Source organism: Thermostichus sp. OS-CIW-20, assembly GCF_054061455.1.
On the sequence record NZ_JBSSEF010000011.1, the window covers coordinates 34219 to 60470 of the forward strand.

Sequence of the window (26252 nt, forward strand, 5' to 3'; positions counted from 1 at the left end):
GACTTTCCGGCAACTTTTATCATGGGGGAAAGCGCTGCGAGTGCTCATGCCGAATTCCACCTTCGTCATCACCACGCCGATCTACTACGTCAACGCTGCCCCCCACATCGGCAGCGCCTACACCACCCTGGCGGCGGATGCCATCGCCCGTTACCATCGCCTGCGGGGCAAGGATGTGCTGATGGTAACGGGAACCGACGAGCACGGCCAGAAGATCCAGCGCACCGCCGAAGAGCGCGGCCTTCCCCCGCAGCAGCACTGCGACGAGATCGCGGCCCAGTTTGCCCAGCTTTGGCAGTTGCTGGACATCCGCTACGACCGCTTTATCCGCACCACCGACCCTCGCCACAAAGCCATTGTGCGGGAGTTTTTCCAGCGAGTGTGGGATCGGGGGGATATTTTCGTTGGCCGGCAGCAGGGCTGGTACTGTGTTGCCTGCGAGGAGTTCAAGGACGAGTCAGAGCTCTTAGAAGGCGGATTTTGCCCGCTTCACCCCAACAAAAAAGTGGAGTGGAAAGACGAAGAAAACTACTTTTTTCGCCTCTCTCGCTACCAGGAAAAACTGGAAGCCCTCTATGCGGAGCACCCGGAGTTCATTCAACCAGAAAGCCGCCGCAATGAGGTGATCAACTTTGTCAAGCAGGGCCTGCGGGACTTCTCCATCTCTCGCCCCAGCGTCTCCTGGGGGATCCCCTTCCCGGCGGATCCCAGCCAAACCCTTTACGTCTGGTTTGATGCCCTCATCAACTACCTCAGCGCCGCCGTGGATCCCGAGGACGAGCCGACGCTGGAAAACGCCTTGCGCCGCTACTGGCCTGCCGACGTGCACCTGGTGGGCAAAGATATCGTCCGCTTCCACGCCATCTACTGGCCGGCCATGCTCATGTCGGCAGGGCTGCCGCTGCCCAGACAGATCTTTGGCCACGGCTTTCTCACCAAAGATGGCCTCAAGATGGGCAAAAGCCTGGGCAACACGCTGGATCCCTTTGAGCTGGTGCAGCGCTACGGTGCCGATGCCGTGCGCTACTATTTCTTGACTGAAATTGAGCTGGGCAAGGATGGAGACTTTAGTGAGGGCCGCTTCATCGAGGTTCTCAACGCTGACCTAGCCAACGACCTGGGGAACCTGCTCAACCGCACCCTCAATATGCTCAAAAAATACCAGCCCGACTACCGCATCCCCGCCGTCGAGATCCCTGCGGATCACCCCCTCAAAACCCTGGCCGAGCGCCTGGCCCCGACAGTGGCCGACGCCTACGAGCGGCTGGATCCCAGCTCTGCCGCCCGCAAAGCTCTCAGCTTGGCCCAGGCCAGCAACAAATACCTCGACGAGCAGGCCCCCTGGACGTTGCACAAACAAGGGCAAAGCGAGCAGGTGGCCCAGATCCTCTACGCCGTTTTGGAAAGCGTGCGCTGGGTGGCCGTGGCCCTTTCGCCCATCATTCCCAACCTCAGCCTCAAGATCCTGCAGCAGATGGGGTTTCCTTTGCAGGATGTCGCACAACTGCGCTGGGATCCCGATGCCCGTTGGGGCCGGCTTCCGCCTGGGCAAGAGCCCCAACCTCCTGTGCCCGTCTTCCAGAGAATACTCAAGTAGCTCCTAAGAATTGGCGGCATCGGGTTGGGAAGGCTGGGATCCCTCTGGTGTTGCCTTGCCGGCGGAAAGACCCATATCTCCCAAGGAAATGCTTGGCACAGCAGCAGAGAAAGAACGGCCAGCCTGGCCCGAGCGCAGCTGAGAGTTACCCATGGCGGTGGGGGGAGTCTCGCTGGACAGCGCCTGCCAGGCCGCCCGTACCCCTGCCCAAAAGCTGCGGACATTGACCTGAGCGCCGCGGGCTTGCTTGCGGGCCCCTTCCAGGGAGCGGTTCACCTGCTTCACCACCTGTCCGGCCCCCTTGACCCCTTCGTCGAGGCTGTCGGCGATCTCGCTCACTTCCAAGCTGGTCAGACGCAGAGCCTCCAGCGTGGGCGGTAACTCCCGCAGCAGCGTGTCGAAAAAGCGTTCCACGCTCTGGGCGGCTCGACCCAATTGAATAACGGCGGGCAACAGGGTCAGGATCACCGCCAAAATGGCCACTGCCACCAGACCTACCGAGAGGCCCAACCAAAATACCGGCTCGGTCATCGCGCCGCCTCCTCCCGACCTTGGGCTTCTGAGTCGGCTTCCTCCCGGGCGAGGGGACGCAGGTTTTGGGCTTGCATCAGCTCTTGCCGTTTCTGCAACATGGCTTCCCTGCCCACCGCCACTGCCTGCTGCAGCCGCAGCAGGGCCTCATCCAGACTTTTTTGGGCGGAGTCGAGCAGCTTTTCCGATTGGTATTGCAGGCTGGTGGTCACGTCTTCTGCCACTTCCGGCAGGGCCTCTGCCGATTTTTTCAGCAGTCGCCGCGTCTCCCGTCCGCTGCGGGGAGCCAAAAGCAGACCGATGACCGTGCCCACCGCCGTTCCCAACAGCAGCCCGCCGACAAACGCGCCAGTCCGGTTTTCCGCCATGCCTTGCCAGGGTTGAGGGGGGATACAGGTGGCCCCCAAACCAGACTATCAAATGATGCTGTGCTTTGCCGTGGAGGCGTCGAATTGGCTGAAATCTCAGGGGTAGGGGGGATTGGCTGCTGCGGCTGCTCTCCGGGATCCTTGGGGCTAAAGTAGAGGTAGTGCTGTGGGATCTGGCAACTGATGCTCTCTCTGGAGCCCAAGGGCCTGGCAGACGGCCCGATCAACTTGGCGGAGTACATCGACCATACCCTGCTGCTGCCAATGGTGACCCCAGAGGAGATCGACCAGGGGTGTGAAATTGCTCTGCGCTATGGCTTCCCCACCTTTTGTGTGCCTCCCTGCTACGTGCCGCGGGTGGTTGAGCGGCTGCACGGGTCGCCAGTACGGGTGAGCACAGTGGTGGGGTTTCCCCTGGGCACCAACACGGCGGAGGTCAAGCTCTACGAAGCTCAACTGGCGGTGGAGCAGGGGTGCCGGGAGCTGGATGTCCGCATCAACTTGGCCTGGCTCAAGGCGGGGGAGCTGGATCGCCTCCATGCCGAGATTGCCCAACTGGTGGAAGAAACGGGGGTTTGCGTCAAGGCCATTTTGGAAACTGCCCAGCTCACTGATGAGGAAAAAAAGCTGGCCGCCGAGATCTGCATGGACGCGGGAGTTGCCTTCTTGATGACCTCCACCGGCTGGATGGGAGGGGCGACACCGGCCGATGTGCAACTGCTGTGGCAGCTTAGCCGCGGCAGGGTGGGAGTCAAAGCTTCCGGCGGCATCCGCACCGTGGCGCAGGCGGAGGCGATGATCGCCGCAGGAGCCACCCGGATCGGCACCTCTTGGGGGTTGGAGCTAATGCAAGAGCTGCAGGCTAGGGAAGCTGGCAGAGCATGAGCGGGCGAACCTACCGGGTTACCGGCATCACTCTCAAGGGCATCCCCTTGGGGGAGTCGGATCGGGTGGTTACCATCCTAACTCGCGAGCGGGGGCTGGTGCGGGCAGTAGCCAAGGGATCCCGCAAGCCGTCTTCCAAGTGGGGAGGGCGACTGGAGCCCTTTGTCATTAACGACCTGCTGCTTGTTCGGGGGCGGTGGTCAGCTCAAGCCGATGCCTCCCAGCGTCTGCAGCGCATTGTCCAGGCAGAAACCCTGCAGAGTTTTCCCCGTCTGGGCCGCAGCTTGGCCCACCTCACAGCCGCCCAGTACCTGGCAGAGGTGGCTTTGCTATTGGCCCTGCCAGATCAGGCTCAGGAAGAGCTGTTTGTGCTGCTGGTGGAGCATCTGGAGCGCATCGAGCAGGCCCCTGCGACAGAGGCCGTTTTGCCGCTCCTTGTCCATGGGCTCTACCACCTTTTAGTGGTGGGGGGGGTTGCCCCCTCAGTACAAGCCTGCTACTCCTGTGGGGAGGAGTTAGCAGGTGAGGCTTTCTTCTCTCCCCACGCGGGTGGCCTGGTCTGCGATCCTTGTCGGCTGGCGCAGCGGCTCAGCCCAGTTGCCTGGGTCTCCAGTTCTGTCCTGCAGGCCTTAGGATCCCTGCCCAACCCGACCTTGCCCTCGCTGGCCGAGCGTGCGCTGCCTCTGGCGAGTTGGCTGGCGGCAGAACGTCTGTTGCGGCGGGTTTTGGAGCTGCATGCCGACCGCGCAATCCGTTCCGCTGGCCTGCTGGCCAGTTGCTACTCTGTCCCTGTTGCCGAAACCCTCCCTCCTACCCCCAGTGGCCAGGGATCCCCAGTGGCGGCAGCAGCTTTTTCTGAGGAGGATTCCGAAACGCTTGGCAGCAACCTGAAGAAGTTGTGAAGGTATGTATCAAGTCGAGCAAAATAGCTGCACAATAAAGGGTTAAGGCGGGTTAGCAGCCGCTTCTGGATGATAAATTGGGTGGTAGAAAGTAACCTCTTAGTAACTTCTTACGAAGGCCTCTCAGGTTTGGCGGCGGTCGACCGGGGTAGCGTTTGGGGAGGAGTGCCACACCTGTGCTACCGAGCAGGAGCAAGTGAAGTTGAAGTTGGCGCTTTTAACAAGATTGAATCGACTGCCGGGCGAGCCTTCGGTGTTTGTTTTCTGAAGCTCCATCCTTGGGTTGCGGTTTCCGTTGCCGACAAACAAGGGTTTGGCAGCGTTGCAGCTCCCGGGGTGAGTCCACCCCTCCAGGAGGAGCCCCTGAGGAGGCTGCATCTGACCACCTCGAGTTCGCGCTCTTTTTCCAATCCTTTTCATTTAGAAGTTTAGGAGTTGCAGCACCGTGGAAGCCCAGCGCAAAGAACGGATTCTCGTGGTCGATGATGAGGCCAGCATCCGCCGCATTTTGGAGACCCGCCTCTCGATGATCGGGTACGACGTGGTTACTGCTGCCGACGGAGAGGAGGCGCTGGAGGTTTTTCGCAAGCAGGATCCTGACCTGGTGGTGCTGGATGTGATGATGCCGAAGCTGGATGGCTACGGGGTCTGCCAGGAGTTGCGCAAAGAATCCGACATCCCGATCATCATGCTCACGGCGTTGGGGGACGTGGCCGACCGCATTACTGGCTTGGAACTGGGGGCAGACGACTACGTGGTTAAGCCGTTTTCGCCCAAAGAACTGGAGGCCCGCATTCGTTCGGTGCTGAGGCGGGTGGCGCGGTCGTCCCATGAAGGGATCCCCAGCTCAGGGGTAATTCAGGTGGGGGATCTTCGCATCGATACCAACAAGCGGCAGGTTTACAAGCGGGACGAGCGCATCCGCCTGACGGGGATGGAGTTTAGTTTGCTGGAGCTGCTGGTCAGCCGGTCGGGGGAGCCGTTTTCCCGCGCCGAGATTTTGCAAGAGGTGTGGGGCTACACGCCGGAGCGCCACGTGGATACGCGGGTGGTGGATGTCCACATCTCGCGGCTGCGGGCCAAGTTGGAGGATGACCCGAGCAACCCTGAGCTTATCCTGACAGCCCGCGGTACCGGCTATCTGTTTCAGCGCATCGTTCCAAAAGGCGAGGAGTAGGACGGGATCCCCCTTAGTAGCTCTTCCAGGGCTGCCCGCACCTGTTGCAGCACACCAACCCAGTTGCCGCGGGCTTCTTGGCGGAATAGGCGCATCACCCTGGGGTACCAGGGGCTGTCTTGCCGCTGCAGTAGCCAGCGCCAATCAGCGGCAAAGGGCAGCAGCACCCACACCGGCTTGCCCAGCGCCCCAGCCAGGTGGGCAACGGCAGTATCGACGCTAATTACCAGATCCAACTGGGCAACTGCCCTAGCAGTATCAACAAAATTCCGGAAACGGGATCCCAGCTCCACCACCTGGTGCTGCTTGAGAAGGGGTTCTACCTGGCTTAGATCTTCACCCACCTGCAGGCTAACCCACTGCACCTGGGGCAGATTAAGGTACTCGAGGAAGAGGTTAAGAGAACAGCTTTTTAACCTCTGCACCCGGCTGAGGGCGAGGTCGTCGCGGCGGCCACTGGCCCACACCAGTCCCACCTTTATCCCCCTCTGGGGAAGCTCTGGCCAATCTTCCGGCCAGGCGGAGCTCCCATCGGGACAAACCAGATAGGGGATGCGGTCGGGAATTGTCTCCAGCGTGGTGCCCAGGCGATGGGGCAAGCTAAGCAAGGGCAGGTGCCAGTCGAAGGGGGGCAGGGGATCCGTATCGGAAATGACCTGGACTTGAGGAAAGGAGGCTCGCAGCAACTCGACTAGGGAGTGAGGGCAGCGGAAATAGAGGGAGGCCTGCGGATGGGCGGCGGCCAAAAGGGGCAGGTAGCGCGCGAACTGAATTGTGTCTCCCAGCCCTTGTTCGGCGTAGACAAGCAGCGTCTGCCGGCCCAAGGGGGATCCCGTCCACAGGGGCAAAGGGAAGCAGGGGTAGGCCGCTCCCTGGCGCTGCAGCCGCCACTCGTACTCCTGCCACCCCTCCTCGTAGCGGCCCAGGGTGAGCAGGGCCGTGCCCAGGTTGTAGTGGATCTCCGGCCAGTCGGGGGCCAACTGCAGGCCGCGCCGATAGGCCTCGATAGCGGCCTCGAGTCGGTTTTGCTCTTGCAGGACGGTGCCCAGGTTGTTGTGGGGCTGCGCCTCCCCTGGCAGCAGCGGGATGGCCCGTAGCAGACAGTCGGCGGCCTCCTCCAGGCGATCTTGCAGGTGTAGGCAGTGGCCGAGGTTGACGAGGATCCGCCCCTCCTGCGGCGCCAGGACAAGAGCGCGGCGAAACCAGGCTTCGGCTTCTGCAAGCTGGTTGTCGAATAGGAGGGCATTGCCCAGAGCTGCCAGCGCATAAGCCTGAGGAGGTTGGGCCGCTGCCGCCTGTCGCAGCACTGCAATCGCCTGCTCCCGTTTCCCCAAAGCCAGCCAACAACTGCCCAACCGGAAGAGCAGTTGCCCGTCGTTAGGGGCAAAGGCCAGCCCCTGCTTGTAGGCGCGCGCCGCCTCCTCCGGGTTGCCCAGCAGCATCCAGGCATCGCCCAGCTCCTGCCAGGCCGGCACCCAATCTCTCCGTAGGTGCAGCGCCAGTTGCAAAGGGGTCAAAGCTTGGCGGGGATCCCCCATCTGCAGATAGAGGGATCCCAGCAACGCCTGGGCGGCGAACAGGTGGGGATGGGCCCGGGTAAGCTGCCGGCAGAGGTGCAGTGCTGTCTCCAGATCCCCTGCTTGTCGGTGGCGCTCGGCCAGCGCCAGGGTCGCCTCTGGGGAAGGGAAGGGGGATAGACCGGAGCCTCTTCCTAGGCCTTTTGGCCCAGCCGTCTGCCGGTCGCCCTTTCCTCGCCCAAAGCCCTGTGGCACGGTTTTTCCCTTGGTGGATCCCTTTTTTGCCCTTCCCGCCGGTATTCAGCAACAGCGGGACATCTCCCTACTCAGGTTAACAGTTCAGGTGAATAGGACGTTCTTGACAGAGCGTTCCTACCCCCCCGCTCCTGAATCGGGCCATCCTCGGCGCTTGCCTTGCGAGGGCTCAGTTGCGGCGAAACAGGCTGTCTAAGTAAATACGGGCAGCGCGCCGATCCGTGTCTCCGCTCTGGAGCAGGAATAACGAGAGCGCTGCCGTTACGACCCGATCTTGATCCCAATCGGGGTGACGAGAGAGGTAGTTTTTGAGGGTGTCGTGTAGCTCCTCGGGAATTTCGCTCAAAATGCTGACGGTGGGAGAATCCATAGCCCAACCACCTACTCGGGGTTAACAGGGAAACCAAGAAAACCTAAGGAGCCGGCCAAAACCGGGCCTGCCCAGAAGGGAAAAAACAAGCCAACCCAGCTCTCTAACTTGGGTACGCCGGGGGCCGCATCGGCCCCGCCAAAAGCAAGACAGTGTGTAGAAGTTTGCCCCTAGCCCGTCCGGCAGCCGCCAGAGGATACCAAACTGCCCCTTGGCCTTGTCTCAGGCAGGAGAAGGGATAGAGTTTTTGGGCAAAGGGTTCTTTGCCTCTGAGGAGAGCTGCCAGGAAAATCTCCCCCTCACCTCAGGTGCGGCTATTCTGCCCTCTGCCCCATGGGGGGTGTCAATCCTGGGCAGCGGCTCCAAGTTTGTTCAAGCCCGCCGCCGGCTTTGATGCCATCGGCAAAAACGGCGCGATCCCGTTGCGTTTCTCAAGGTGTATCCGTCTGAACTTTCCAGTTTGGACTTTTCCACAAAAACCCTCGCTGCCGTTTCCTGAGGTCACAGGCCTGTGGAAAACAGGCCTCCTCTCTGTGGAAAGTCTGGGGAAAACCTGTGGATTTCTGAGAAATCTAAATTTGTCCAAAAATTTTTCTCGCGAGCCCCCTCAGGGCCACTCGACCCGGTAGCGCAAAAACAGCTCCTTAGAGCCACGGTGGCACTCCAGCAGCTCCAGTTGGGGCGGGGATCCCTGCAGCTGCCAGCCCTCGATGCTGGCGGGCGCATCGGCATACCCACTCAGCAGCACCGGCGCCAGGGTCACCCACAGCTCATCCAAGGCCCCTGCCTGCAAAAACGCCCCCAAAAGCCGGCCCCCGCCCAGCAACCCCACCCGTTCGATGCCCAAACTGCGCAGGCGCGCCAGCCGTGCCGGCAGATCCCAATCGGCAGCCACCCAGATCTCTTCAAAGCCGGTTCGGTTCTGCCAAAGCCGGGATCCCTGGGGAGTTGTCCACAGCCAGCGGGTGAGGGGCTGGCGAAAAAACGGCAAATCCTCAGGAATCTCCCCGCTGCCGGAGCAGATGATCGTCAGGGGCTGAGGGGAGAGGCCCTGCTGGAGTCGGCGTTGGATGAGCTCGGGATCCCGGATGCGCAGGCTGGTGCCGTAGGCCCGCAGCGTGGCCGCCCCCATGATCAAAGCCTGTTGCCGGGCAGCTTGGGTTTCCAGGTGCTGGTGGTCTTCGGCGCTGGCGAAGTGGGGCCTTTGCCCGCGGTGGGTGGCGATCCTGCCGTCCAGACTCTGGGCCAGGATGGCAACCACGTGAGGACGAGCTGTTTTCAAAGGCAACTCTCGAACAATTGGCCAGAATGGAGTTAGAAGTTGTCGCCCCGGCTGCCGCTTCGGTTCTGGGGTCGCCTCAGCCGGATAAGTATGCTCGGGACATTCCAATCTTCCACCATCCGCATCGAGGTCGAGGCCAGTTCCTCGACCTTGCAGCGCTGCTTGACCGAGGTGGGGCTGTTGCAGCAGTGGCTCTGGCCGCAGCAGTTGCAGGGATCCCTGCCCGCTAGGCTGGAGCTGGGCAGCACCTTTGCCGTCCAGTGGGGCCCCGTCTCGATCACGCACCAGGTGGAAACCCTGCTGCCGAAACGGCTACGCCTACTAATGTGGGGCGGAGCCGATGGCTACTGCGACTGGATGTGGGGCAACGGCTGGGTACAGCTCCGGGTTGAGGCCGTCTCCCTCCTGCCCCTTGGACTGGGGCAGTTGCTGCTCCTGAGGCAGTTGCAACAGTTTGCCCGACGCCAAGAACAACAGCCCTCCTGAGCAGGAATTAACCAAAGCGGGCGCTGCAATAAAATCCGTGGATCCGCGGTTTATCGAGCTAACTTGTAGGTTTAAATCTCCCTTCCTCAAGGGTTTTCTGCTACGAGAGATGTACTAGATTTACTAGTCACAGCGAAGGAGCCCGATGAACCCTCCCCTAGCTGCAGCCGACCAGGAAAAGTTTGAGATCCGTTTGGGGGAAGCCCTCAACAAAGCGGGGTTGCTCACCCCCGCCCAGTTGGCTCAGGCCATGTGGGAAAAGGCGGATAACCCCTTGATGTTGGGGGAGCTGTGCATGCAGCACGGCTGGGTTGCCCCGCAAGATCTCTATCCCTTTATCCCGGTCGAGTTGGTGCGCATCGGCGAGATCCTGGTGCTGCATGGGTATCTGGAACTGGAGCACGTGTATCAAGCTTTGCTTCAGCAAAAGCACCACCCCGAGCGCAAGTTGGGGCAGATCCTGGTGCAGCAGGGCTGGGTGCAGCCCCACTGGTTGGAGTGGGCCCTCGACAAGCAGCAGCAGCTCCGGCGACGGCGAGGAGCTGCCAACAGTTGGGAAGTGATGCTGGAGCAGTGGTCCACCATTCCGGATCAGCCCCCCCTCTACGCTTCGCCGCTGCAGGTGGCGCAGCAAGTTCACAAAGCTACCGCGCAATACCAAGCCCAACTGGAGCGCTACCAAGAGCAGGTTGCCGCCCTAGAAGCGCAACTGGAGCGGGAGCGACAGCAGCTCGTTGAGTCTCAATCCCGCCAGCAGCAGCAGCAACAGCGCATTGCCGAGTTGGAAGCCCAACTGGCGGCTCAAATCCAGCAGGGATCCGAGCAACACAGGGCTGCCCAGCAGCGCATTCAGGAGTTGGAGGAGCAGCTCCGAGCGCAGCAAGATCGGGGATCCGCGCAAGTCCAGGCACTGGCCGAGCAGTTGCAAGCTGCCCAGGCCGAGCTGGAGACCCTGCGGCGCCACTGCCACGAGCTGACGGAATGGCAATCTCAGGCCAAGCTCAAGCTGCAAGAGTTGGGATCCCGGCTGCAGCAGCATCAGCAAGCTGAGGCTCAACTGCGCCAGGCTCTTGAGCACAAGGAAGCCGAATTGGCCGCTCTCAGCCAATCGCTGCAGGAGCAGCAGCACCAGCTTCAAGTGGCCCAATCGACGAAGGCCCGCCTCATTGCCGACCTGGCCCACGCCCGCCAAGAAGCCAGCCAGACCATCCACCGGCTGCGGGGGGAACTTCAGGAAGCCCAGACCCAACTCCAGGTAACTCAAGAACGCCTGCAGGAAGTCCAAGCCCAACTGCAAGCCACCCAAAGCCATCTGCAGTCCACCGAAGCCCAGCTCCAACAGGCCCGAGAGCAGGTGCGCCAGCTCCAGGCCCAAGTGCAGGCCAACCGGGCGCCGTCGCCTGCCCCGGCTACCCAAACTGCGAGCGTGGCCGAATCGACCGCAGATGCCGAGCTGCCGCCTCAGGAGTATTTGGGAGAAGAAGATCTGGAAGCGCTGCAGCGGGCCAACCCTTGGGTGCGGCGGATCTTGACCCAGTTGCGCGCAGCCGGTCTCCTCGACAACGCCGGCATCGAAACCGTCCTCCACGCCTGGGAAACAGAGGGCGGCACTTTCACAGACGTGCTGACCCACCACAGCGGCCTCAAGCCGGAGACAGTCAAGTTTTTCAGCGAAGACGGCTACTCTGTCTACCTGGCAGGCGGACGGCACGTGGCCGACTACCTTAAGGCTTCGGGGCTGGTCAGCGCCGCGCAAATCCAGCAGATCCAAGAGCACCTACCCCCTGGGGGATCCCTCTGCCAGGCGCTTGTCGAAGCCGGGATCCTGTCGCAAGCCACCGCCCTCTATTTTGAGCGCCACTTCGGTGGCAAAAAGCCCCGTCGCTCCCTGCGGCAAGAGCTGATGTTGTGAGAGCGGATCGGGGATCCGCACCTCTTTCCCATCTCTTGCACCGGCAAGGGATCCAAAGGCAAATACGGGCTGCCGGCAGACCCCATGCGTCCACTGGAGACTAGGAACTAGAATGGACTCAGAATCAACAGCGACCGATTTTTGGCTGTTGAGAAAGTTGAATGTGACCTAGGTATCCAGATGTTGTCCTGAGTTCTGCTGCTATGACCACGGAAGCTCCCACTCGACCTGCTCAGCAGTCGTCTCCGTCGAGAACCCGGGTTCGCCAGCCCTACCCCCACTTCAAGGTGATCGTCTTGGATGACGATTTCAACACCTTTCAGCATGTTACCGAATGCTTGCTCAAGTACATCCCCGGCATGACCCTGCCCCTGGCACGGCAACTGACCGTGCAGGTGGATGCCGAAGGGCAGGCGGTGGTTTGGGTCGGCCCGCAAGAGCAAGCAGAGCTCTACCATCAACAGTTGCTGCGGGAGGGCCTGACGATGGCCCCCCTGGAGCCGGCCTGAAGCACGAGCTGCTCGTAGCTGCGCTCAACGGCGGCCAGTAGCTCTGCCTGGCCCCAGCCGGCATAGAGGCTGCTGACAATGGCCAGCCCACCCGCCCCCACCCCTTCCTTGACATAGCCCCGCTCGTAGGCCCGGAGGGGGGCATAGCGGCTTTGGGCAAAGCTGAGTTGGGTGGCCAAAAGGGGAACCTCGCCCAGCAGCTCCGCCAAACCCACCGTATTGCCCGAGGGATCCTCGGCCACCCAGCGGGTGGTACCTATGGCTACATTCTCCGGGGGCCAGGGGATCCCTTGCTCTTCCCCCCAGCGCCGCATCAGGACCAGCACCGCCAGCATTTGGGTGCCGCCCGCCAGCAGCACCGGCCCCCGCTGGGCTGCCGCCATCGCCAGCCCGGCTACAAAAGGCTGCATCGGATCCCCCACAGCGGCCACCACCTCTGGGGCGGTAGCCCTGGCGGGAATTCTGGCCAATCCCTGCCGGGCCAAGGCCAGCTTTTGGGCGTGGTTACAGACCGGGTGGCTGCTGTTGACCATGCCCTCTGCTTGCCAGCCCAGCCCCAACAACACTGCCAGCGCCGTGGTGGTGCCTCCCGCCACACATTCTCCGATGACGCAGTAGCTCGACTCCAGCCGGGATCCCCGCTCATACCCCTCCTGCCACAGGGATCCCACCTGCTCCAAAGACAGAGCCTGCCCTGTGCTCAAGCAGCGGGCTATTCCCCTGGCGCTGACCGTTTCTGCCCCCGGCAGAGGCTCCGGCAAACCACAGTCGAACACGCGACAGGGGATCCCCAACTCCCTCAGGACGGCGCGGCTGATCACCACCGGTGAAGGATAGCCATCGGGAGAGGTGGGCAGGCGGTGAGAATAGTCCCCCAGCAACACCTCTCCATCGGCAAGGGCCGTGTAGCGCCGCAAGGAGGGCGTGGCGCCGGCAGCCGAGATGCCGGGAATAAGGGCCGTTTCCGTAAACCCCAGGCAGGCCAAAAACAGCGGTCGGGATCCCTGCACCCGTTGGCACCACTGCTGGGCCAAAGACGGCTGCGTATAAGCCTTCACACCAGGAAAGGGGAACATAAGCGGGGCAGACAGGTCAAAACTCCATTCTCCACCCAAGCGAAGGACGGGATCCCGTACTGGCCGGAAAACGGCAGGGACTGCGACCCCCCAACCCGATCGGATAGGATGGGTATACCCAATGCAGTTTATTTAGGGCAGACGAAAGGCCATGAGCTTCTTCGACTCGGAGATCGTTCAAGAAGAAGCCAAGCAGCTGTTTCAGGACTTCCAAAACCTGATGCGACTTGGCGAGCGCTACGGCCAATTCGACCGGGAAGGCAAAAAAATCTTCATCGAGCGAATGGAAGAATTGCTGGAGCGGCAGCGCATTTTCATGAAGCGGCTGGAGCTCTCCGACGACTTTATGGCTCAGATGACCATCAAACAACTGCAAACCCAGCTTGGGGGGTTTGGGCTCACCCTCAGCCAAATGTTCGACCAAATGCACCAAACCCTAGAGCGCATGAAAGCCGAGGCCGACGCCGAGCGCTAACCTTGCTGGTGACCCCTCACAACGAAAAGGGATCATGTCCTCCTCCCGCCAGACCCGCAGCCAAAAACTGATCCTGGAAGTCTTGAAGCAGAGCTTGCGGCCCCTCTCGGCCCAAGAGATCTTCCTGGAGTTGCGCAATGCCAACCATAGCGTTGGCTTGGCCACGGTCTACCGGGCTTTGGAGGCTCTGCGCAACGAGGGCAAGCTGCAAGCGGTCAACTTGGGAGATCAGCAGACCTACTATCAGGTTTTGCCCAGCAACGGCCACAACCGCCATCACCTCATTTGCACCGAATGTCGGCGGGTGGTGCCTCTGCCGGATTGCCCAGTGGGAGACCTGGAGGAGCAGCTTGCCAGCCGCTACCAATTTGTCATCGAGTACCATGTGCTTGACTTCTACGGGATCTGCGCCGAATGCCGTGGGGAGAGCAGCTCCAACCCTGGCTCACAGCGATCCTCTTGCCTTGAGGCCAAACCGCAATGATGAACTATCTCTGGACGCTGTTGATCGGATTGGCGGGCGCCCTGATTGCAGTCAAGCTGAGGCTGCCGGCAGGAGCTTTGGTGGGTTCGATGGTAGCAGTGGGTTTGGTCAATGTTTGGGGAGCGATCCCGATCCCCACTCCCCCAGCCGGGATCCGCTTTGTCATGCAGGTGGTGCTGGGCATTCTTTTGGGCAGCAAGCTCACCGCCGATACGCTGTTGGCCTTGAAAGATCTGTGGCGACCGGCCCTGCTCTGTACGGTGATTGCGGTGGGCACGGGAGTTTTGTCGGGGTACTTGATCTCCCGTTGGCTGGGGATCGAGCGCCTGACCGCCATCTTGGGCACCGCTCCGGGAGGCATTTCGGACATGAGCCTGATAGCCCTGGACATGGGGGCGCAAGCCAGCACGGTGGTGGTCATGCACCTGGCCCGCCTGATCAGCGTCATCGTGGTCGTCCCCTGGCTGGTACGGCTGCTGATCCAGCCGGGCACCAGCTAGGAACATCCCTAGAGCAGAGACATGGGGTGGGCTAGACTAAGGAGCGACACAGAACTTAACAACTCAACCTCCGCCTTGGAACTTTTCCCTTCTTCACTCACCTGCCATGGCGACGCTGCGGGATCCCCTTGGAGCGCTGCCCTCTGTTCTAACGTCTCCTCTGGCCAAGGCGATTGGTGGCCCCTGCAACTGTATTGGCAGGGGGAGGCAGATCCGCTACAGCCTGAGTTGGTGCAGGTGGATCCTGTGTTGCGCTTGCTGCTTTTGGGGGATGGCTTGACCACCCGCACTCTGGCTGCCTTGACCCAAGAGCCGATTCAGGCCCATCTGCTCGACACGGGCCGGGTCGAGCTGCTGGCAGAGCAGAGCGCCGCCCCCCAGTCCATGCAACGGCTGACCAAGGATCTGGCGCGGCTGGGATCCCCCTTGCTGCGGCGGCGGGTTTGGCTGTGTGGAGCAACCTCTCAGCAGCCCTTGCTCTATGCCACCTCTTGGTGGAACTCCGACCATCTGGCCCAATACTTGCCCCATCCCGATTTGCCCATTGGCCAAAATCTGATCCAAGAAAAACTGGAGACCTTTCGCGAAGTGCGTCGCCTCTACTATGGCGAAGCCGAGCCAGTTGCCCGGCTGCTCAACTGTCGCGGCCCTTTTTGGGCTAGGCATTATCTTTTGCTGCACCGAGGCCAGCCTTTGACTGTTATTTACGAAGTTTTTTCTTCCCGCCTACAGGCCAGGGTCTTGTCGGGCTAGGGCGACATCCAGCGGCGCACGGCTGCGGTGACTGCGGCTGCCACACCCGGATCCGACTGGGCGCTGGCAGAGATGCGGTGATAGTCCTCTGGGGTCAGTTGATGGGCGGCGATGATCTTGGCGGCTGCGGTTTCAAACTGTTGTTCAATTTGCCGACGTTCCTCGCTGCCCTTGGCCTGCTGCAGGCGAGTTTGGGTGGCCGCCAGAAGGGGCTGCACCGCCAGCAGAGCGCGGGCGAAGCGGTCGACCTGCTCTGGGGAAGGCTTCAAGAAGTCTTCAGAAGGGGCGGCTGGGGCCGAGATCCTCCTTTCCGAGGCGTTGCCCGTCTCGGATGTCTGGGGGACGGTGGCCAGGGAGGGATCCGCGTTGCCGGACAACTGAGGGGCGCCAACAACAGCCGTTTTGCCGGCCACATCCAAACCTTGGGCCGGGATGCGAGCATTCCAAAGGGCCAAGCTTGCCAAACAGAGAGCAGCTCCGCTCAAGACAGCGCTCAAGAGGGCCAGCCAACCGGCAGGGGCCACGGTCGGCTGCGGCACCGGCAAAGGAGAAGGCTGGAGGCTGAGATCGTAGGCCCGGCGCTGCCGGCTGTCGCTGAGGACGCGGTAGGCCTGTTGGAGCTGAAGAAACTCTCGCTGGGCCAATTGCCGCAACCCCTCGGGGAGATCGGCAGGCAGACGATCCGGATGAATCTCGCGCACCCGCCGGCGGTAGACGGCTTTGATCTCCTCCAGGCTGGCTTGGGGAGAAAGCCCCAACTGTTGGTAGTAGGTGGGGAAAACAGACGGAGTAGACATGGAAGACTCAGCTAGAAAACCATCGCCTCGGCAAGTGGGGATCCCTCTCTGTCGCCCAGCATATCCTCCCCGTTTCGGGAAAGCTGCTGGCCCATGCGTGGGGGCTTGCGGACAGGCTTTCCAGGGATGATTCTGGGATCCAGAACAACTTTCTCAAGGGATCCCTGTTTAGAAGCCCCAGAAGCGAGGGGATAGGGTCTCAGAGCGCCCACCCTGGCAGCAGCGGCATCGACCGGAGCGGCGGCTGAGCAGGTGCAGCGGCAGACCCACCCGCCTGGCGCGGGATCTCCTCACCGGCTGGAGCTGATGCCGCGCCATACCCGACGCGATTGCGATGGGGATCGGGTAGAGGTGGGCCCACAGTTGAACATCTGGGCGGGCGTTTGCAAGTACGAGCTGAAGAACTTGCACGATCCGGAGTTGCAATGGCTGGCCGCCGAGCTGGGCTGCTGGCTGCAGGTTTCGGTCGAGAAGAAGGTATAGCGGTTAATCCAAGTAGGCGCTCAGCTCCTGCTCCAGGGTGGGCAACTGCACCTCTCCCTGCTCCAGCTCTTCCAAGTCTTCCAGTTGTTTGCGCAGGCGGGCAATCCGCTCTCGGAGATACTCTTTGATGCCCTTGGCCCCCAGACTAAGGCAACTGCGGCAGATCTCGCCGTAGATTTGGCCGCGGTCGTTATAGACCACCGCCAGCAACACCTGCTGCCCCTTTTTTGGGATAGGGGCGGCCCATCCACCGCAGACGATGCAGGGCACCCGGCCATTGCCCCCGTAAATGCTGCGTTCCCAGACAACTCTCACGCGCGGCCTCACTGCAACTTTCGCCCACCAGCATAAAAACTCAGGGGGATCCCTTGCCACCCCGGAGCGCTCGCCAACTCCCCTCTCCCTTTGGGAGAGGGGTCGGGGGTGAGGGCTGGGAGAGGGGCCGGGGGTGAGGGTTGAAAAGGGATCCCTAAAGTCTAGGTGCCAGGCGAGGTGGGCCGAGAGCGATCGATGGTGCGATAGGTGAGGCTGGCCGCTACCTCCAGAGCTTTGGCGGCGTCGCGGAAGTAAAATCCCAGCTCCTCATCCTTTTCGGTGCGGTTGGGTTTATTGAACTTGGCCTTGAACTGCACATTGCAATACATGGCCAACCCCACCAAAACCTCCGACAAACCGTGCTGGTTGATCAGCCGCTCCACATCTGTAAGCAGGCTTTTGATTAGGGCATCGGCTACCGGTTCTGGCAAACTGTCCAGGTCGTGCATCGGGTTTCCTCAGCAAACGAGATGGAGAGCCGGTGGGTCTGGGATCCCGGCTCAACTTCTCCTGATTTTCCTGCATCTTTTTGGGAATGCCCAATCCTGTCGCTAACGCTGCTGCCCCTGCCGGAGCCCCAGGGTAACAACTGGAGGGCTCCCTGGCCGCCTGCTCCAGGCGACGGGCAAGCTCTTTGGAGCCGGGATGCCGCACGCGGTTCAGGTGAAGCAAATAGGCGTACGGCGCATCTGTTTTTGGAGCTTCCCCGCAAGGGACAATGCGAAAATAGGCCAAGCGCAGCGTAGAGTCCAGGTTTGGAGTGGAGCCATGCCGGTAGCTTCTGAATATGCCTTTCCCTTCGAGCACCACCAGAAGTTTTCCCTGGATAACCCCACCATCTCTAGCCCCGGCGTTTCCAAACGGGAATACGTGGCCAGCAGGGTGTTGCAGGGCATGCTCAGCAATCCCCAAACTGCCATTGGCAATCTCTCGCCTGAGCAGCGACAGGCTTTGGTCTACACGGCAGTGTTGTTGGCAGATGAGCTTTTGGCCGCCCTTAGTGCCCAGTGAGGGCTCCCGGCAAGGCTCAGGGCTGACCCAGCCACAGACCGCTAAACCCAAGGGTAAGCAGCGTCAGGGGCAGGCCAAAGCGGAGATGTTCCCCGAACGTTAACACATACCCCTTTCTAGCTGCCGCTTCGACGGTAATTAAATTGGCCACTGCCCCAAACAGAGTCAAGTTACCGGCCAGCGTAGAGCCGGCAGACAGCAACAGCCAGGCCGTCTTTCCCTGCAGCGGGAGCAGCGACTGCAGCAGCAGCACCGCCGGCACGTTGGAGATGAGGTTGGACAAGAGGGCGACAGCGGCCAGCAGCGCCAACGGGGATCCCGCCACCTGCTCCGCCCAGGGCCCCAGACTCGTTCCCCAGCCGGCCAGCAGCTCTCGGGTTGCCCGTGTCAGGATAAACAGCCCGGAGAACATCACCAGCAAGTTCCAGTCCACCTGCCCCAAAAACCGCTCCGGCTTCAGCCGGCGGGTAATCAGCAGCAAGGCCGCCGCCACCAGGGCCGACTCCGCTAGGGGCAGGCCGGCCACAAAGGCCCCAAACAGGCCCGCTGTAATGGCCACGCTCTTGCGCAACAGGGGGGGATAGAGGCGCAGCGGCGTCCAAGGCACCTGGGCGAAGGGCTGCAGCGAGCGCACCTCGGGGTAGTAGAGCCACAGCAGCCCCACCTCCAACAGCAGCCCCACCACGGCAATCGGGGTCATCTGGGCGGCAAACTCCAGGTAGCCGATCCCGGAGAAGGAGCCGATGAGGATGTTCTGCGGGTTGCCGCTCAGGGTGGCTACAGACCCTAGGTTGGTGGCCGCCGCCAAGCCCAAGAGGTAAGGAATAGGGTTCAGCCCCAGCACGGCTGTCACCTGCAACGTGAGGGGGGTAAACACCAGTGCCAGGGTATCGTTGAGGAGAAAGGCCGAGAGCAGCCCGCTGCCGAACACCAGCATGAGCAAAAGGCCAAAGGGACTGCGGCTAACCCGAATCAGGCCCAGCAAAGCTAGCTGGAAGGCGCCGCCCTGGGACAAGCTGGCGTTCACCACCATCATGCTGAGGAGAAAGACAATCGTGGTCGCGTCGATGGCTGCCCAAGCCTCCAGCAGCGGCACTGTTCCTAGGGCAATCAGCAAAGCGGATCCCGCCAGGGCAATCGTGGCCCGGTTCATGCGCAGCCTGGGCAGGGATCCCAGCCCCAGCCCGACATAGCTCAGGAGCAGCACCAGCCAAGACAGCGCTTGTTGCACCTGCCAGCCTCTTAGCCACCCCTAGAACTCGTAGCCAAATAGGCGCGGATCCGCCGGCTGCAAGTCCAGATCCGCCAGGCCGTATTCCGCCCAGCGGCGATCCACCAGACGGGCCACTTGCGGATCCGGGGCAAGCGGTTGCCGCCAGGGGGTGTCGGTTTCCGGGGGGATCTTGGTGGTGGCATCGATCCCCATCTTGCCCCCCAGACCCCGTTTTTCGGTGGCAAAGTCCAGGGCGTCAAAGGGGTTGTCCGGCAGAATAAACACATCCCGCTGCGGATCCACCCGCGAACACAGGCACCAGAGCACCTGCCGCGGATCCCGCACATTGATGTCCTTGTCCACCACGATGACGAACTTGGTGTAGCTAAACTGGGGCAAGGCGCTCCAAAAAGCCAGGGCCGCCCGCCGCGCCTGGCCGGGATAGGCCTTGTCGATGGACAGAATCGCCACCTTGTAGCCCAAGCCCTCCATGGGCAAAAAGAAATCCACGATCTCCGGCACCTGCTGCCGCAGAATGGGGGTGTAAATGCGGTTCAGGGCCAGCGCCATCATGTCGTTTTCTTTGGGAGGCTTGCCGCTGAAGGTGGTGAGGTAGATGGGATCGCGGCGGTGGGTGAGGCAGTGGAAGCGGATGAGCGGAGCTTGCTCGTTGCGAGGGCCGTAGTAGCCGATGTGATCCCCGGCAGGGCCGTCGGGGGCCACCTCCTCTGGCGTGATGGTGCCCTCCAGAACAATCTCGGCGTGGGCTGGCACCTCCAGATCCACCGTCTTGCAGCGGGCCAGGTGTAACCCTTCGCCGGCGTAGAGGCCGGCAAACAGCCACTCCGACAGATCCACCGGCAGGGGCGTAGCCGCCGCCAGGATCACAGCGGGATCCACCCCGATGGCCACTGCCACTTCCAGCTTCCGGCCCAGGGCCGCCGCCTTGCGCAAATGCCGGGTGGCCCCCCGCACCGACAGCCACTGCACCGTCATCGTGTTGCGGCTCTGGAGCTGCAGGCGGTACACCCCCACATTGGGAATGCCATTTTCCGGGTCTTTGGTAACCATCAGCCCCAAGGTCAGCACCCGCCCGGCATCGCCGGGATAGACCCGCAGCAGGGGCAGTTGGGTGAGATCCACCGCCTCACCCAGCAGCACCACCTGCTGACAGGGGGGGAAGAGATCCCGGCTGGGTCGAGCTTGGAAGACTCGGAACAGCGCCTGCCCCAGCTCCAGGGCCTGGGCAAAATTTTTGGGCGGGCGCGGCTGGTAGAGCAAGGCCAGTTTTTTCCCCAGCTCCTCCAGCTCCCGCGGCTGCTCCATCCCCAGCGCCCAGCAGATGCGCTCCACCGTGCCCAAAACGTTGATCAGCAGGGGCATCGAGGATCCCTTCACCCGCTCAAACAGCAGCGCCGGCCCCCCGCAGGCCAAGAGGCGATCGGCGATCTCGGCAATTTCCAGGTCGGGATCTACTTCTGCTGAAATGCGGCGAAGCTGGCCACGGGACTCCAGCAGGGCGATGAAACGGCGCAGATCTCTGGGCATGAAGGGAGCACTCGCGGGGATGAGGATCTCGCTAACTTACTTGTCGCGGCTGAGGGCCAGGCCGCTCATGAAAGGCTTTTGCAGGGCAATGAACACCACCAGCGGCGGAATACTGGCGATGATCGCCCCCAGCATCATGGGGCCATAGGAGGCGGAACTATCCAGGTTGAGCAGGGATTGCAGCCCCACCTGCACCACCTGCCGCTCCCGGCCTTGCACGATCAAGCGGGGCCACAGGTACATATTCCAAGCGTAGACGAAGTGAATCACCGCCTGGGCTCCGATGGCGTTCCAGCTCAGGGGGATCAGCACCTGGGTGAGAAACTGCAGCGGGTTGGCCCCGTCCAGTTGAGCCGCCTCCGCCAGCTCGCGGGGGATGTTGGAAAAATGTTGGCGAAACAAAAACGTCGAGGTGGCGCTGGCCAGAAAGGGCACGATCAGGGCGTAGTAGGTGGATCCCCAGCCCAGGTTGGTGACCAGCCGCAGCAGAGCGATGATCAGAATTTCTGTGGGCATCATCAGGGTAATGAGCACAAAGCCGAAGGCCAGCCCCTTGCCCGGAAAGCGAAAGTAGACAAAGGCCAGCCCCGCCAATAGTGACAAAACCGTTTTGCCCACCGTGATGGCCGTGGCCACGATGGCGCTGTTGACCATGTAATGGCCTAGGTGACGCGCCACCATCACCTGCTGCCAGTTAAAGGCCAACGAGGAGCCAAAGGTCAATTGATAGCGAAATACCTCGGCATTGTTTTGGGTGCTCACGATCAGCGCATACAGCACCGGAAACCCCAGCGCCAAACAGGCCAGCCACAGGCCTAGGTGAACATACCAGCGCTCCGGGATCCAGCGCCGCCAGGACAAGGGAGAAGCCTTTTGGCGCACGGGGCTGGGCTGGGCGGCTAGCGACTGCGGATCCTGCAACAGTTGAGCCATGACACCTCCAGGCAGGGGACGCTTTTGCCCTCTCTGTTGAGGATAATTCGTCAGGGTTAACCCCAGGCTAAAAAGGCCGATCTGACCTGGGTTTCCAGCTTGGCGGGTACTTTTACCGACAAGAGGAAAGGGGTAGAGTAGAACAGCAGTGTCTAGAAGAGGATCCCATGACCCGAGGCTTTGGTCCCTTCGGCAAAATCCAAGAAGCCCTCAAGAAGGCCCAAGAGGTGCGCGACGGCGCTCAAAGGCTGCAAAAAGAGCTAGAAGAAATGGAGATCGTCGGCGAGGCCGGCAATGGGCTAGTGAAGGTGACAGTGAACGGCAACCAGGAGCCCCTCAAGGTCTCTCTGGATCCCCAAGTGCTCCAGGAGCCGGTGGATGTGGTGGAGGACTTGCTCCTGACGGCGATGGTGAACGCCTACACTCAGTCCGCCGAGACGATGCGCAAGCGCATGGAGGAGCTGACCGGAAACATCAGCCTGCCGGGGTTGGGGTTGGGCTGATCCCGGCCAGCCTGGCTTCCTATGTACACTCGCCCTTTGGCTCGCCTGATCGAGGAGCTGCAGCGCCTGCCCGGCATTGGCTCCAAAACAGCTCAGCGCCTGGCCTTGCACTTGCTCAACCGGCCTGCTGGCGAGGTCGAGGCCCTGGCCAAAGCCCTGCTGGAGGCTAAGCAAACCGTTAAGCATTGCTCCATCTGTTTTAACTGGTCGGCGGAGGATCCCTGCGAGATCTGTCGCTCGCCGCAGAGGGATCCGTCGACCTGGTGCGTAGTGGCCGATGTCAAGGATCTCATCGCCATGGAGCGCACCCGCGAGTTCAAGGGCCTTTACCACGTTTTGGGGGGTCTGATCTCGCCCATGAACGGGATCGGGGCCGAGCAGTTGCGCATCCGCGAGCTGGTGGCCCGGGTGGCGCGGGAGAAGCCCCAAGAGCTGATCTTCGCCCTCAGCCCTAGCGTGGAGGGGGAGGTCACTATGCACGTGGTTAAAGATTACCTGAAGCCGGTTGCCCCCGGCCTGCGCATGACCCGTCTGGCCTTTGGCCTGCCCCTGGGATCCGAGTTGGAGTATGCCGACGAGGTTACCCTGGCCCGTGCCCTAGAAGCGCGGCAGGAGTTTTAGGCCCAGGTAACTGCGGGCTGGGCTTGCCCAGAGCAAGGTGTCCAACCCTGAAGTTGTTGCTAAGGTGAGGACCACGGGTCTTGTCATGGGATCCCGGCACTTACCTGAGGTCAAGAAAGTTCAACCAGCAACGCGGAGAGGGCAGCGATGGCGGATACGGCACAAACTCACCTCAGCTCAGGCACCGTCCAGGGGCTGGACTATGTAGTTCTGGGAGTGGCCTCTTGCTTCCAACGGGATGAGGACGGTCGCCTCAGGGAGGTGTTGGTGGCCGAGCCGGTTCCCGCCGCCGCCCTGGATTGCCTGGCCCAAGAGCGCCGCAGCACTTCCTACTGCCTTCTCTACGCCACTACTTACGCAGAAGTTGTCGACAACGGGATCCCGACTTTGCCCGCCGATGTTTTCCCGCCAGGGGTGGTGCTGGGAGAAGATTTTGTGGAGCGGCTACAAGCGGCGGCCCGTACGTACCGCAGCAAGCCCCAATTTCGTCACATCCCTCTGCACCAGGTCTGCACGCCAGAGAGGGGGGTGTTCAAGCTCCATTTCAGCGCTGAGCCGCGGCGGATTCTCAATGCGGCAATGGAAGTGAGGGATGCCGACAACATCAAGCAGCACCCCCACACCCATCAGCATTTCTAAGCCCGCTAGCAGCTATCGCTACCACATCCCTGTTGCCGAAACTAGGCAAATACATCGAGTCCCACCTCAGGGCCTACCCTTGGAAGAGCAGTTTACAGTGGCTCTCCGAGCATGATCAGAGAGCAGGTGAGGCGTTCTAGGAGGCGAGTGGTCGTGTCGCTGAAGGATAGGCTCCCGCTGGGGTTGCGCCGACGAAAAGAGGGCAGCACCACCAGGTCAAATCCTTGGGCCTCCTGCAAGAGGGTTTTGACGACCTCGTCACTGGCCAAGACCTTGACCTGGACGGGGTAGCCCAAGTCTGGCTGTTGGGCTAGGGATAAAAGCTGCGCCTCCAGCCACTGGCGATCGCTTTCGGGGGTGCTGGCGAAGCAGATGTGAAGCAAGGTAACTTCTCCCTGGCTGGCGGCGGCCAAGATCTGGGCTAGGCGCACCGCCCGAGCCGTCTGCGAGCGAAAGTTTTCCAGCACCACCAGGATCCGCCGCAGCTTGTGGGGGGGATGGAGCAGGCGTGCTACGGCAACTGGGCAATGGGCAGCCCAGAGGACGCTGTTGATGACGCTGCCAAAGAGGCGGGCCTGTAAGCGGGTGGGATCGCTCCAGCCCATGACGATGAGGCTGGCGTTCTGCTCACGGCTGGCGTGGCTGATCCCCTGGGCCACGTGGCTGTCGATGCGGCAGAGAGGGGTGACCTCCACCCCAAAGGGCCGACAAAACTCTGTCGCCCGCTTGAGGAGGTGGTCTCCGTGCTCCAGGGAAGTTTGCAGCAAGGGAGAGTCCATGTGCAGGTGGCCGGTCGCCACCGAGAGGGGAACCACCCGCCCGCCCTCCTGCTTGGCCAGGAGGCAGGCCATCTCCAGCAGGTTTTCCTCGGTTTCGGGATTGGCCAGCGGCACCACGACCACGTAGGGCTGGGGAGGCGGCGCTGCGGAGGCGGGAGCGACTCCTGGTGGAGATGGGAACCGACTCTGTTCCTCCTCCATAGCCATTTGCGTGGCCGCCCGACTGGTCAAAATTGGGCCCAGGGTGGCCGTTACCAACATCAACACCACCACGCTGTTGAGCACGTCTGCATTGAGCAACCCCACGCGGTACCCCACCAGGGTTGCCGCCAAGGTAGCCGCCACCTGGGGCAAGGAGAGCGACCACATCATCAGCTTTTGGGTCGGGGTGTAGCGGTAGAGCCACTGACAGAGTTGGGCAGCAGCGTACTTGCTGAGGCCCAGCCCCAGCAGGATACTCAACAGCAGCCAAAGGGAGCTAAGGGTCTGCAAAAAAGCGCGTAGATCAAGCAACAGCCCTATATCCACAAAGAAGACGGGGATGAACAAGATGCTGCCGACAAAGACGATCTTTTCTTTGACAGAGCCCTCCCGCAGCACATCGTTCACGGCCAGCCCCGCCAGAAAGGCGCCGATGATCTTCTCTACCCCAATCCACTGCGCCCCCAGAGCCGCCACAAACAGAGCCAGCAGCACAAACAAAAATTGGTTGCCCTCTTCGCTGCCGGTGACCCGAAAAAACCGCTGCCCCAGCCAGTCCACCCCAAACAGCACAGCAGCCGCATACAGCAGCAGGGATCCCAGCAGCCGCACCAAGCTCCAGAGGGAAAACTCGCCGCCGTGGATGCCGACACAGACCGCCAAGACCAGCAGCGCGGCAATGTCGGTGAAGATGGTGCCGCCGATGGTGACCAGCACCGCCTCGTTTTTCACCAGACCGTAGCGGCTGACGATGGGGTAGCCCAGGGGGGTGTGGGAGGCAAACAGGGATCCCAGCAGGATGGCCGCGTTCCAGCCAAAGCCAAACAGCCGCCCAATGGCGGTGCCCACGGTTAGGGGAATGGCAAAGGTCAACAAGCCAAAGGTGGCAGAGCGGTTGCGGGTCTGCCGAAATTGCTCCAGGTCGATCTCCAGCCCGGCCACAAACAGCAAATAGACCACGCCGATCTCCGAGAGCAACTGCACCGTCGGCAGCTCTGAAGTCAACAGGTTCAGTCCCTGAGGACCCAGGGCGATCCCCGCCACCAAAAGGCCCACCAACCCCGGCAGGCGCAGCCGCTCAAATAGCGGCGGCACCACCAGGATCACCCCCAGCAACAGAGCAAAGGAGAGGATGGGCTCCTCTTGCACAAGTGAGCGTATGGCCTCCATCGGCTAGGCCCCCGGCTGGACGTCTTCCTGATTATGGAGGCAATCTGCCCAAAGGGCCGCAAGGAGATCTGGCCAGCCCCAACCCACCCTCTCTTGCCTGGGGAAGTTCCCGCTGGCAATACCGACTTGTGCCAGCTCTGGATCCTGCAGCAGGGATTTCTTCCAGAACTCGGCAAGCCTTAGAGAAACTGGTGGCTTTCCGGCTGCAACACCACCTCGTTGGGCACGGCATTGGCAGGCATCGTCAGGACAAAGCGAATCGCCTCGGCAGCCGTGGCAGGGCTGAGCATTTTGTCCCGCTGCACCTTGAGGCTGATGGGATCCCAGAAGGGGGAGTCGATGCCGCCAAAGTAAAACAGAGTAAAGCGTACCCCAAAGCGCTTCAGCTCGTCAGCCATGCACTTGGTAAAACCGACCACGCCAAACTTGGCAGCACAGTAGGCAGAGGCCATGGCCATGGGGTGGCGGCCCAGAATGCCGGGGAAGTTGAGAATATGGCCGGACTTCTGCTCCCGCATGGCGTTGGCCACCAGTTGGCTGGTGTAGAAGCTGCCCTTGAGGTTGACCGCCAGCATCTGCTCCAGGTCAGCGGGGGTAATTTGCGGGGCAGGTTTGAGGATGCCGGCGCCGGCGAGGTTGATTAGCCCATCGATCCGCCCGTGCCTCTGCAGCGTTTGGGTCACCAGCGCCTCGACCTGGGCGTAGTCGGTTACATCTGTGGGGATCCCTACTCCAGAAGCAGCCCCGAGGGCTACTGCTTTCTCGGCCAAGGTGGCTAGGGGCCCTTCTCGCCGCGCCGCCAGCACTAGATGGGCTCCGGCCTGGGCCAAGAGAGGCACAAGGGCACTGCCAATTCCCCCTGTGGCCCCTGTCACGAGAACAACTGCCTGGGACAACGGAGACACTTCACGTTTCTTAAACTCTTTCCCCCATCATACCTGGGGATCAGCCTTGCTTGAG

30 protein-coding genes are annotated in these 26252 nt (G+C 61.6%); 16 read left to right on the forward strand and 14 right to left on the reverse strand.

The genetic code is table 11. The features are described from left to right. The first annotated feature begins 46 nt into the window (after positions 1-46). The gene (gene metG / locus ACVWXC_RS06125) at positions 47-1597 is read left to right on the forward strand and encodes a methionine--tRNA ligase (protein WP_011430246.1); all 1551 of its coding nucleotides are present in this window, start codon (positions 47-49) and stop codon (positions 1595-1597) included. 3 nt (positions 1598-1600) lie between these two features. Here metG and ACVWXC_RS06130 read toward each other — a convergent pair whose 3' ends face one another. Together ACVWXC_RS06130 and ACVWXC_RS06135 are read right to left on the reverse strand one after the other, a co-directional pair. Further along, positions 1601-2128, reverse strand: a complete 528-nt coding sequence (locus tag ACVWXC_RS06130) for a hypothetical protein (RefSeq protein WP_011430245.1) — start codon at positions 2126-2128, stop codon at positions 1601-1603. Next, a complete protein-coding gene (locus ACVWXC_RS06135; protein ID WP_011430244.1) occupies positions 2125-2496 on the reverse strand; it encodes a YtxH domain-containing protein in 372 nt (123 codons plus the stop codon). Before ACVWXC_RS06135 ends, ACVWXC_RS06130 begins: the two co-directional genes overlap by 4 nt. A gap of 183 nt (positions 2497-2679) precedes the next feature. On the opposite strand from ACVWXC_RS06135, the gene deoC reads away from it, so the two are divergent. The 3 genes from deoC to rpaB all read left to right on the forward strand — a co-directional run bounded on the left by deoC (position 2680) and on the right by rpaB (position 5460). Further along, the gene (gene deoC, locus ACVWXC_RS06140; RefSeq protein WP_457391668.1) at positions 2680-3381 is read left to right on the forward strand and encodes a deoxyribose-phosphate aldolase; all 702 of its coding nucleotides are present in this window, start codon (positions 2680-2682) and stop codon (positions 3379-3381) included. Continuing rightward, positions 3378-4283: a DNA repair protein RecO gene (recO, locus tag ACVWXC_RS06145; protein ID WP_457391666.1), complete on the forward strand. Its 906-nt coding sequence runs from the start codon at positions 3378-3380 to the stop codon at positions 4281-4283. The genes deoC and recO overlap by 4 nt, the downstream gene beginning before the upstream one ends. Before the next feature lie 445 nt (positions 4284-4728). Next, complete coding sequence (rpaB, locus tag ACVWXC_RS06150; protein WP_011430241.1) at positions 4729-5460, forward strand: response regulator transcription factor RpaB; 732 nt, start codon at positions 4729-4731, stop codon at positions 5458-5460. Here rpaB and ACVWXC_RS06155 read toward each other — a convergent pair. The 3 genes from ACVWXC_RS06155 to ACVWXC_RS06165 all read right to left on the reverse strand — a co-directional run bounded on the left by ACVWXC_RS06155 (position 5430) and on the right by ACVWXC_RS06165 (position 8884). Further along, complete coding sequence (locus ACVWXC_RS06155; protein WP_011430240.1) at positions 5430-7232, reverse strand: tetratricopeptide repeat protein; 1803 nt, start codon at positions 7230-7232, stop codon at positions 5430-5432. The genes rpaB and ACVWXC_RS06155 overlap by 31 nt on opposite strands. A gap of 169 nt (positions 7233-7401) precedes the next feature. Further along, positions 7402-7602 carry a DUF2811 domain-containing protein gene (locus ACVWXC_RS06160; protein WP_011430239.1) on the reverse strand — a complete coding sequence of 67 codons (201 nt, stop codon included), beginning with the start codon at positions 7600-7602 and terminating at the stop codon, positions 7402-7404. Positions 7603-8209: 607 nt separating this feature from the next. Then, positions 8210-8884 carry a RibD family protein gene (locus ACVWXC_RS06165; RefSeq protein WP_011430237.1) on the reverse strand — a complete coding sequence of 225 codons (675 nt, stop codon included), beginning with the start codon at positions 8882-8884 and terminating at the stop codon, positions 8210-8212. A 90-nt stretch (positions 8885-8974) separates the two neighbouring features. Here ACVWXC_RS06165 and ACVWXC_RS06170 point away from each other — a divergent pair, with 90 nt between their 5' ends. The 3 genes from ACVWXC_RS06170 (at position 8975) to clpS (ending at position 11791) form a co-directional block, all read left to right on the forward strand. Next, positions 8975-9370, forward strand: coding sequence for a hypothetical protein (locus ACVWXC_RS06170; RefSeq protein WP_099812140.1), 396 nt, complete (start codon positions 8975-8977; stop codon positions 9368-9370). Positions 9371-9515: 145 nt separating this feature from the next. After that, positions 9516-11282, forward strand: a complete 1767-nt coding sequence (locus ACVWXC_RS06175; protein ID WP_457391663.1) for a hypothetical protein — start codon at positions 9516-9518, stop codon at positions 11280-11282. A gap of 203 nt (positions 11283-11485) precedes the next feature. After that, positions 11486-11791: an ATP-dependent Clp protease adapter ClpS gene (clpS, locus tag ACVWXC_RS06180; protein ID WP_011430234.1), complete on the forward strand. Its 306-nt coding sequence runs from the start codon at positions 11486-11488 to the stop codon at positions 11789-11791. Here clpS and cobT read toward each other — a convergent pair. After that, entirely contained in the window at positions 11740-12867 is a 1128-nt protein-coding gene (cobT, locus tag ACVWXC_RS06185; RefSeq protein ID WP_457391660.1) for a nicotinate mononucleotide-dependent phosphoribosyltransferase CobT, read from the reverse strand. The two genes, clpS and cobT, sit on opposite strands and share 52 nt — an antisense overlap. A gap of 151 nt (positions 12868-13018) precedes the next feature. Here cobT and ACVWXC_RS06190 point away from each other — a divergent pair, with 151 nt between their 5' ends. The 4 genes from ACVWXC_RS06190 to ACVWXC_RS06205 all read left to right on the forward strand — a co-directional run bounded on the left by ACVWXC_RS06190 (position 13019) and on the right by ACVWXC_RS06205 (position 15079). After that, positions 13019-13342, forward strand: a complete 324-nt coding sequence (locus tag ACVWXC_RS06190) for a DUF1825 family protein (RefSeq protein WP_011430232.1) — start codon at positions 13019-13021, stop codon at positions 13340-13342. A gap of 34 nt (positions 13343-13376) precedes the next feature. After that, positions 13377-13826: a Fur family transcriptional regulator gene (locus tag ACVWXC_RS06195; protein WP_011430231.1), complete on the forward strand. Its 450-nt coding sequence runs from the start codon at positions 13377-13379 to the stop codon at positions 13824-13826. After that, complete coding sequence (locus tag ACVWXC_RS06200; RefSeq protein WP_228375487.1) at positions 13823-14326, forward strand: AbrB family transcriptional regulator; 504 nt, start codon at positions 13823-13825, stop codon at positions 14324-14326. The genes ACVWXC_RS06195 and ACVWXC_RS06200 overlap by 4 nt, the downstream gene beginning before the upstream one ends. A gap of 75 nt (positions 14327-14401) precedes the next feature. Continuing rightward, positions 14402-15079, forward strand: a complete 678-nt coding sequence (locus ACVWXC_RS06205) for a chorismate pyruvate-lyase family protein (protein WP_240530983.1) — start codon at positions 14402-14404, stop codon at positions 15077-15079. Here the strand turns inward: ACVWXC_RS06205 and ACVWXC_RS06210 are convergent. Beyond that, positions 15076-15876 carry a DnaJ domain-containing protein gene (locus ACVWXC_RS06210; protein WP_099812143.1) on the reverse strand — a complete coding sequence of 267 codons (801 nt, stop codon included), beginning with the start codon at positions 15874-15876 and terminating at the stop codon, positions 15076-15078. The genes ACVWXC_RS06205 and ACVWXC_RS06210 overlap by 4 nt on opposite strands. 252 nt (positions 15877-16128) lie before the next feature. Between ACVWXC_RS06210 and ACVWXC_RS06215 the strand changes: the two genes are divergently transcribed. Continuing rightward, positions 16129-16359, forward strand: coding sequence for a hypothetical protein (locus ACVWXC_RS06215; RefSeq protein ID WP_041438301.1), 231 nt, complete (start codon positions 16129-16131; stop codon positions 16357-16359). A gap of 3 nt (positions 16360-16362) precedes the next feature. Here the strand turns inward: ACVWXC_RS06215 and ACVWXC_RS06220 are convergent, their stop codons facing one another. Both ACVWXC_RS06220 and ACVWXC_RS06225 read right to left on the reverse strand, forming a co-directional pair. Then, positions 16363-16674, reverse strand: coding sequence for a hypothetical protein (locus ACVWXC_RS06220; RefSeq protein ID WP_457391656.1), 312 nt, complete (start codon positions 16672-16674; stop codon positions 16363-16365). Between the two features lie 161 nt (positions 16675-16835). Further along, positions 16836-17123, reverse strand: a complete 288-nt coding sequence (locus tag ACVWXC_RS06225) for a hypothetical protein (RefSeq protein ID WP_011430225.1) — start codon at positions 17121-17123, stop codon at positions 16836-16838. Positions 17124-17442: 319 nt separating this feature from the next. Between ACVWXC_RS06225 and ACVWXC_RS06230 the strand changes: the two genes are divergently transcribed. Next, positions 17443-17685, forward strand: coding sequence for a hypothetical protein (locus ACVWXC_RS06230; protein WP_041438297.1), 243 nt, complete (start codon positions 17443-17445; stop codon positions 17683-17685). A gap of 16 nt (positions 17686-17701) precedes the next feature. On the opposite strand, the gene ACVWXC_RS06235 is transcribed toward ACVWXC_RS06230, so the two are convergent. From ACVWXC_RS06235 to ACVWXC_RS06245, 3 genes are read right to left on the reverse strand one after another with little or no spacing between them, the layout of a single operon-like run. Next, positions 17702-18916, reverse strand: coding sequence for an SLC13 family permease (locus ACVWXC_RS06235; protein ID WP_011430221.1), 1215 nt, complete (start codon positions 18914-18916; stop codon positions 17702-17704). A gap of 21 nt (positions 18917-18937) precedes the next feature. After that, positions 18938-20446, reverse strand: coding sequence for a UbiD family decarboxylase (locus tag ACVWXC_RS06240; protein WP_457391653.1), 1509 nt, complete (start codon positions 20444-20446; stop codon positions 18938-18940). Between the two features lie 36 nt (positions 20447-20482). Beyond that, the gene (locus tag ACVWXC_RS06245; protein WP_099812146.1) at positions 20483-21379 is read right to left on the reverse strand and encodes a carbohydrate ABC transporter permease; all 897 of its coding nucleotides are present in this window, start codon (positions 21377-21379) and stop codon (positions 20483-20485) included. A gap of 167 nt (positions 21380-21546) precedes the next feature. Between ACVWXC_RS06245 and ACVWXC_RS06250 the strand changes: the two genes are divergently transcribed. The 3 genes from ACVWXC_RS06250 to ACVWXC_RS06260 all read left to right on the forward strand — a co-directional run bounded on the left by ACVWXC_RS06250 (position 21547) and on the right by ACVWXC_RS06260 (position 23142). Continuing rightward, positions 21547-21882 (forward strand): YbaB/EbfC family nucleoid-associated protein, encoded by a 336-nt coding sequence (locus ACVWXC_RS06250; RefSeq protein WP_011430218.1) that lies wholly within the window; start codon positions 21547-21549, stop codon positions 21880-21882. 21 nt (positions 21883-21903) lie between these two features. Continuing rightward, positions 21904-22503 (forward strand): recombination mediator RecR, encoded by a 600-nt coding sequence (gene recR / locus ACVWXC_RS06255; protein ID WP_457391650.1) that lies wholly within the window; start codon positions 21904-21906, stop codon positions 22501-22503. Positions 22504-22650: 147 nt separating this feature from the next. Then, on the forward strand, positions 22651-23142 hold the full coding sequence (locus tag ACVWXC_RS06260) for a hypothetical protein (RefSeq protein WP_011430216.1): 492 nt from the start codon (positions 22651-22653) through the stop codon (positions 23140-23142). A 92-nt stretch (positions 23143-23234) separates the two neighbouring features. Here the strand turns inward: ACVWXC_RS06260 and ACVWXC_RS06265 are convergent, their stop codons facing one another. Further along, positions 23235-25292, reverse strand: a complete 2058-nt coding sequence (locus ACVWXC_RS06265; protein ID WP_011430215.1) for a cation:proton antiporter domain-containing protein — start codon at positions 25290-25292, stop codon at positions 23235-23237. Between the two features lie 179 nt (positions 25293-25471). After that, positions 25472-26188, reverse strand: coding sequence for an SDR family oxidoreductase (locus tag ACVWXC_RS06270; protein ID WP_457391699.1), 717 nt, complete (start codon positions 26186-26188; stop codon positions 25472-25474). Positions 26189-26252: the final 64 nt, after the last annotated feature.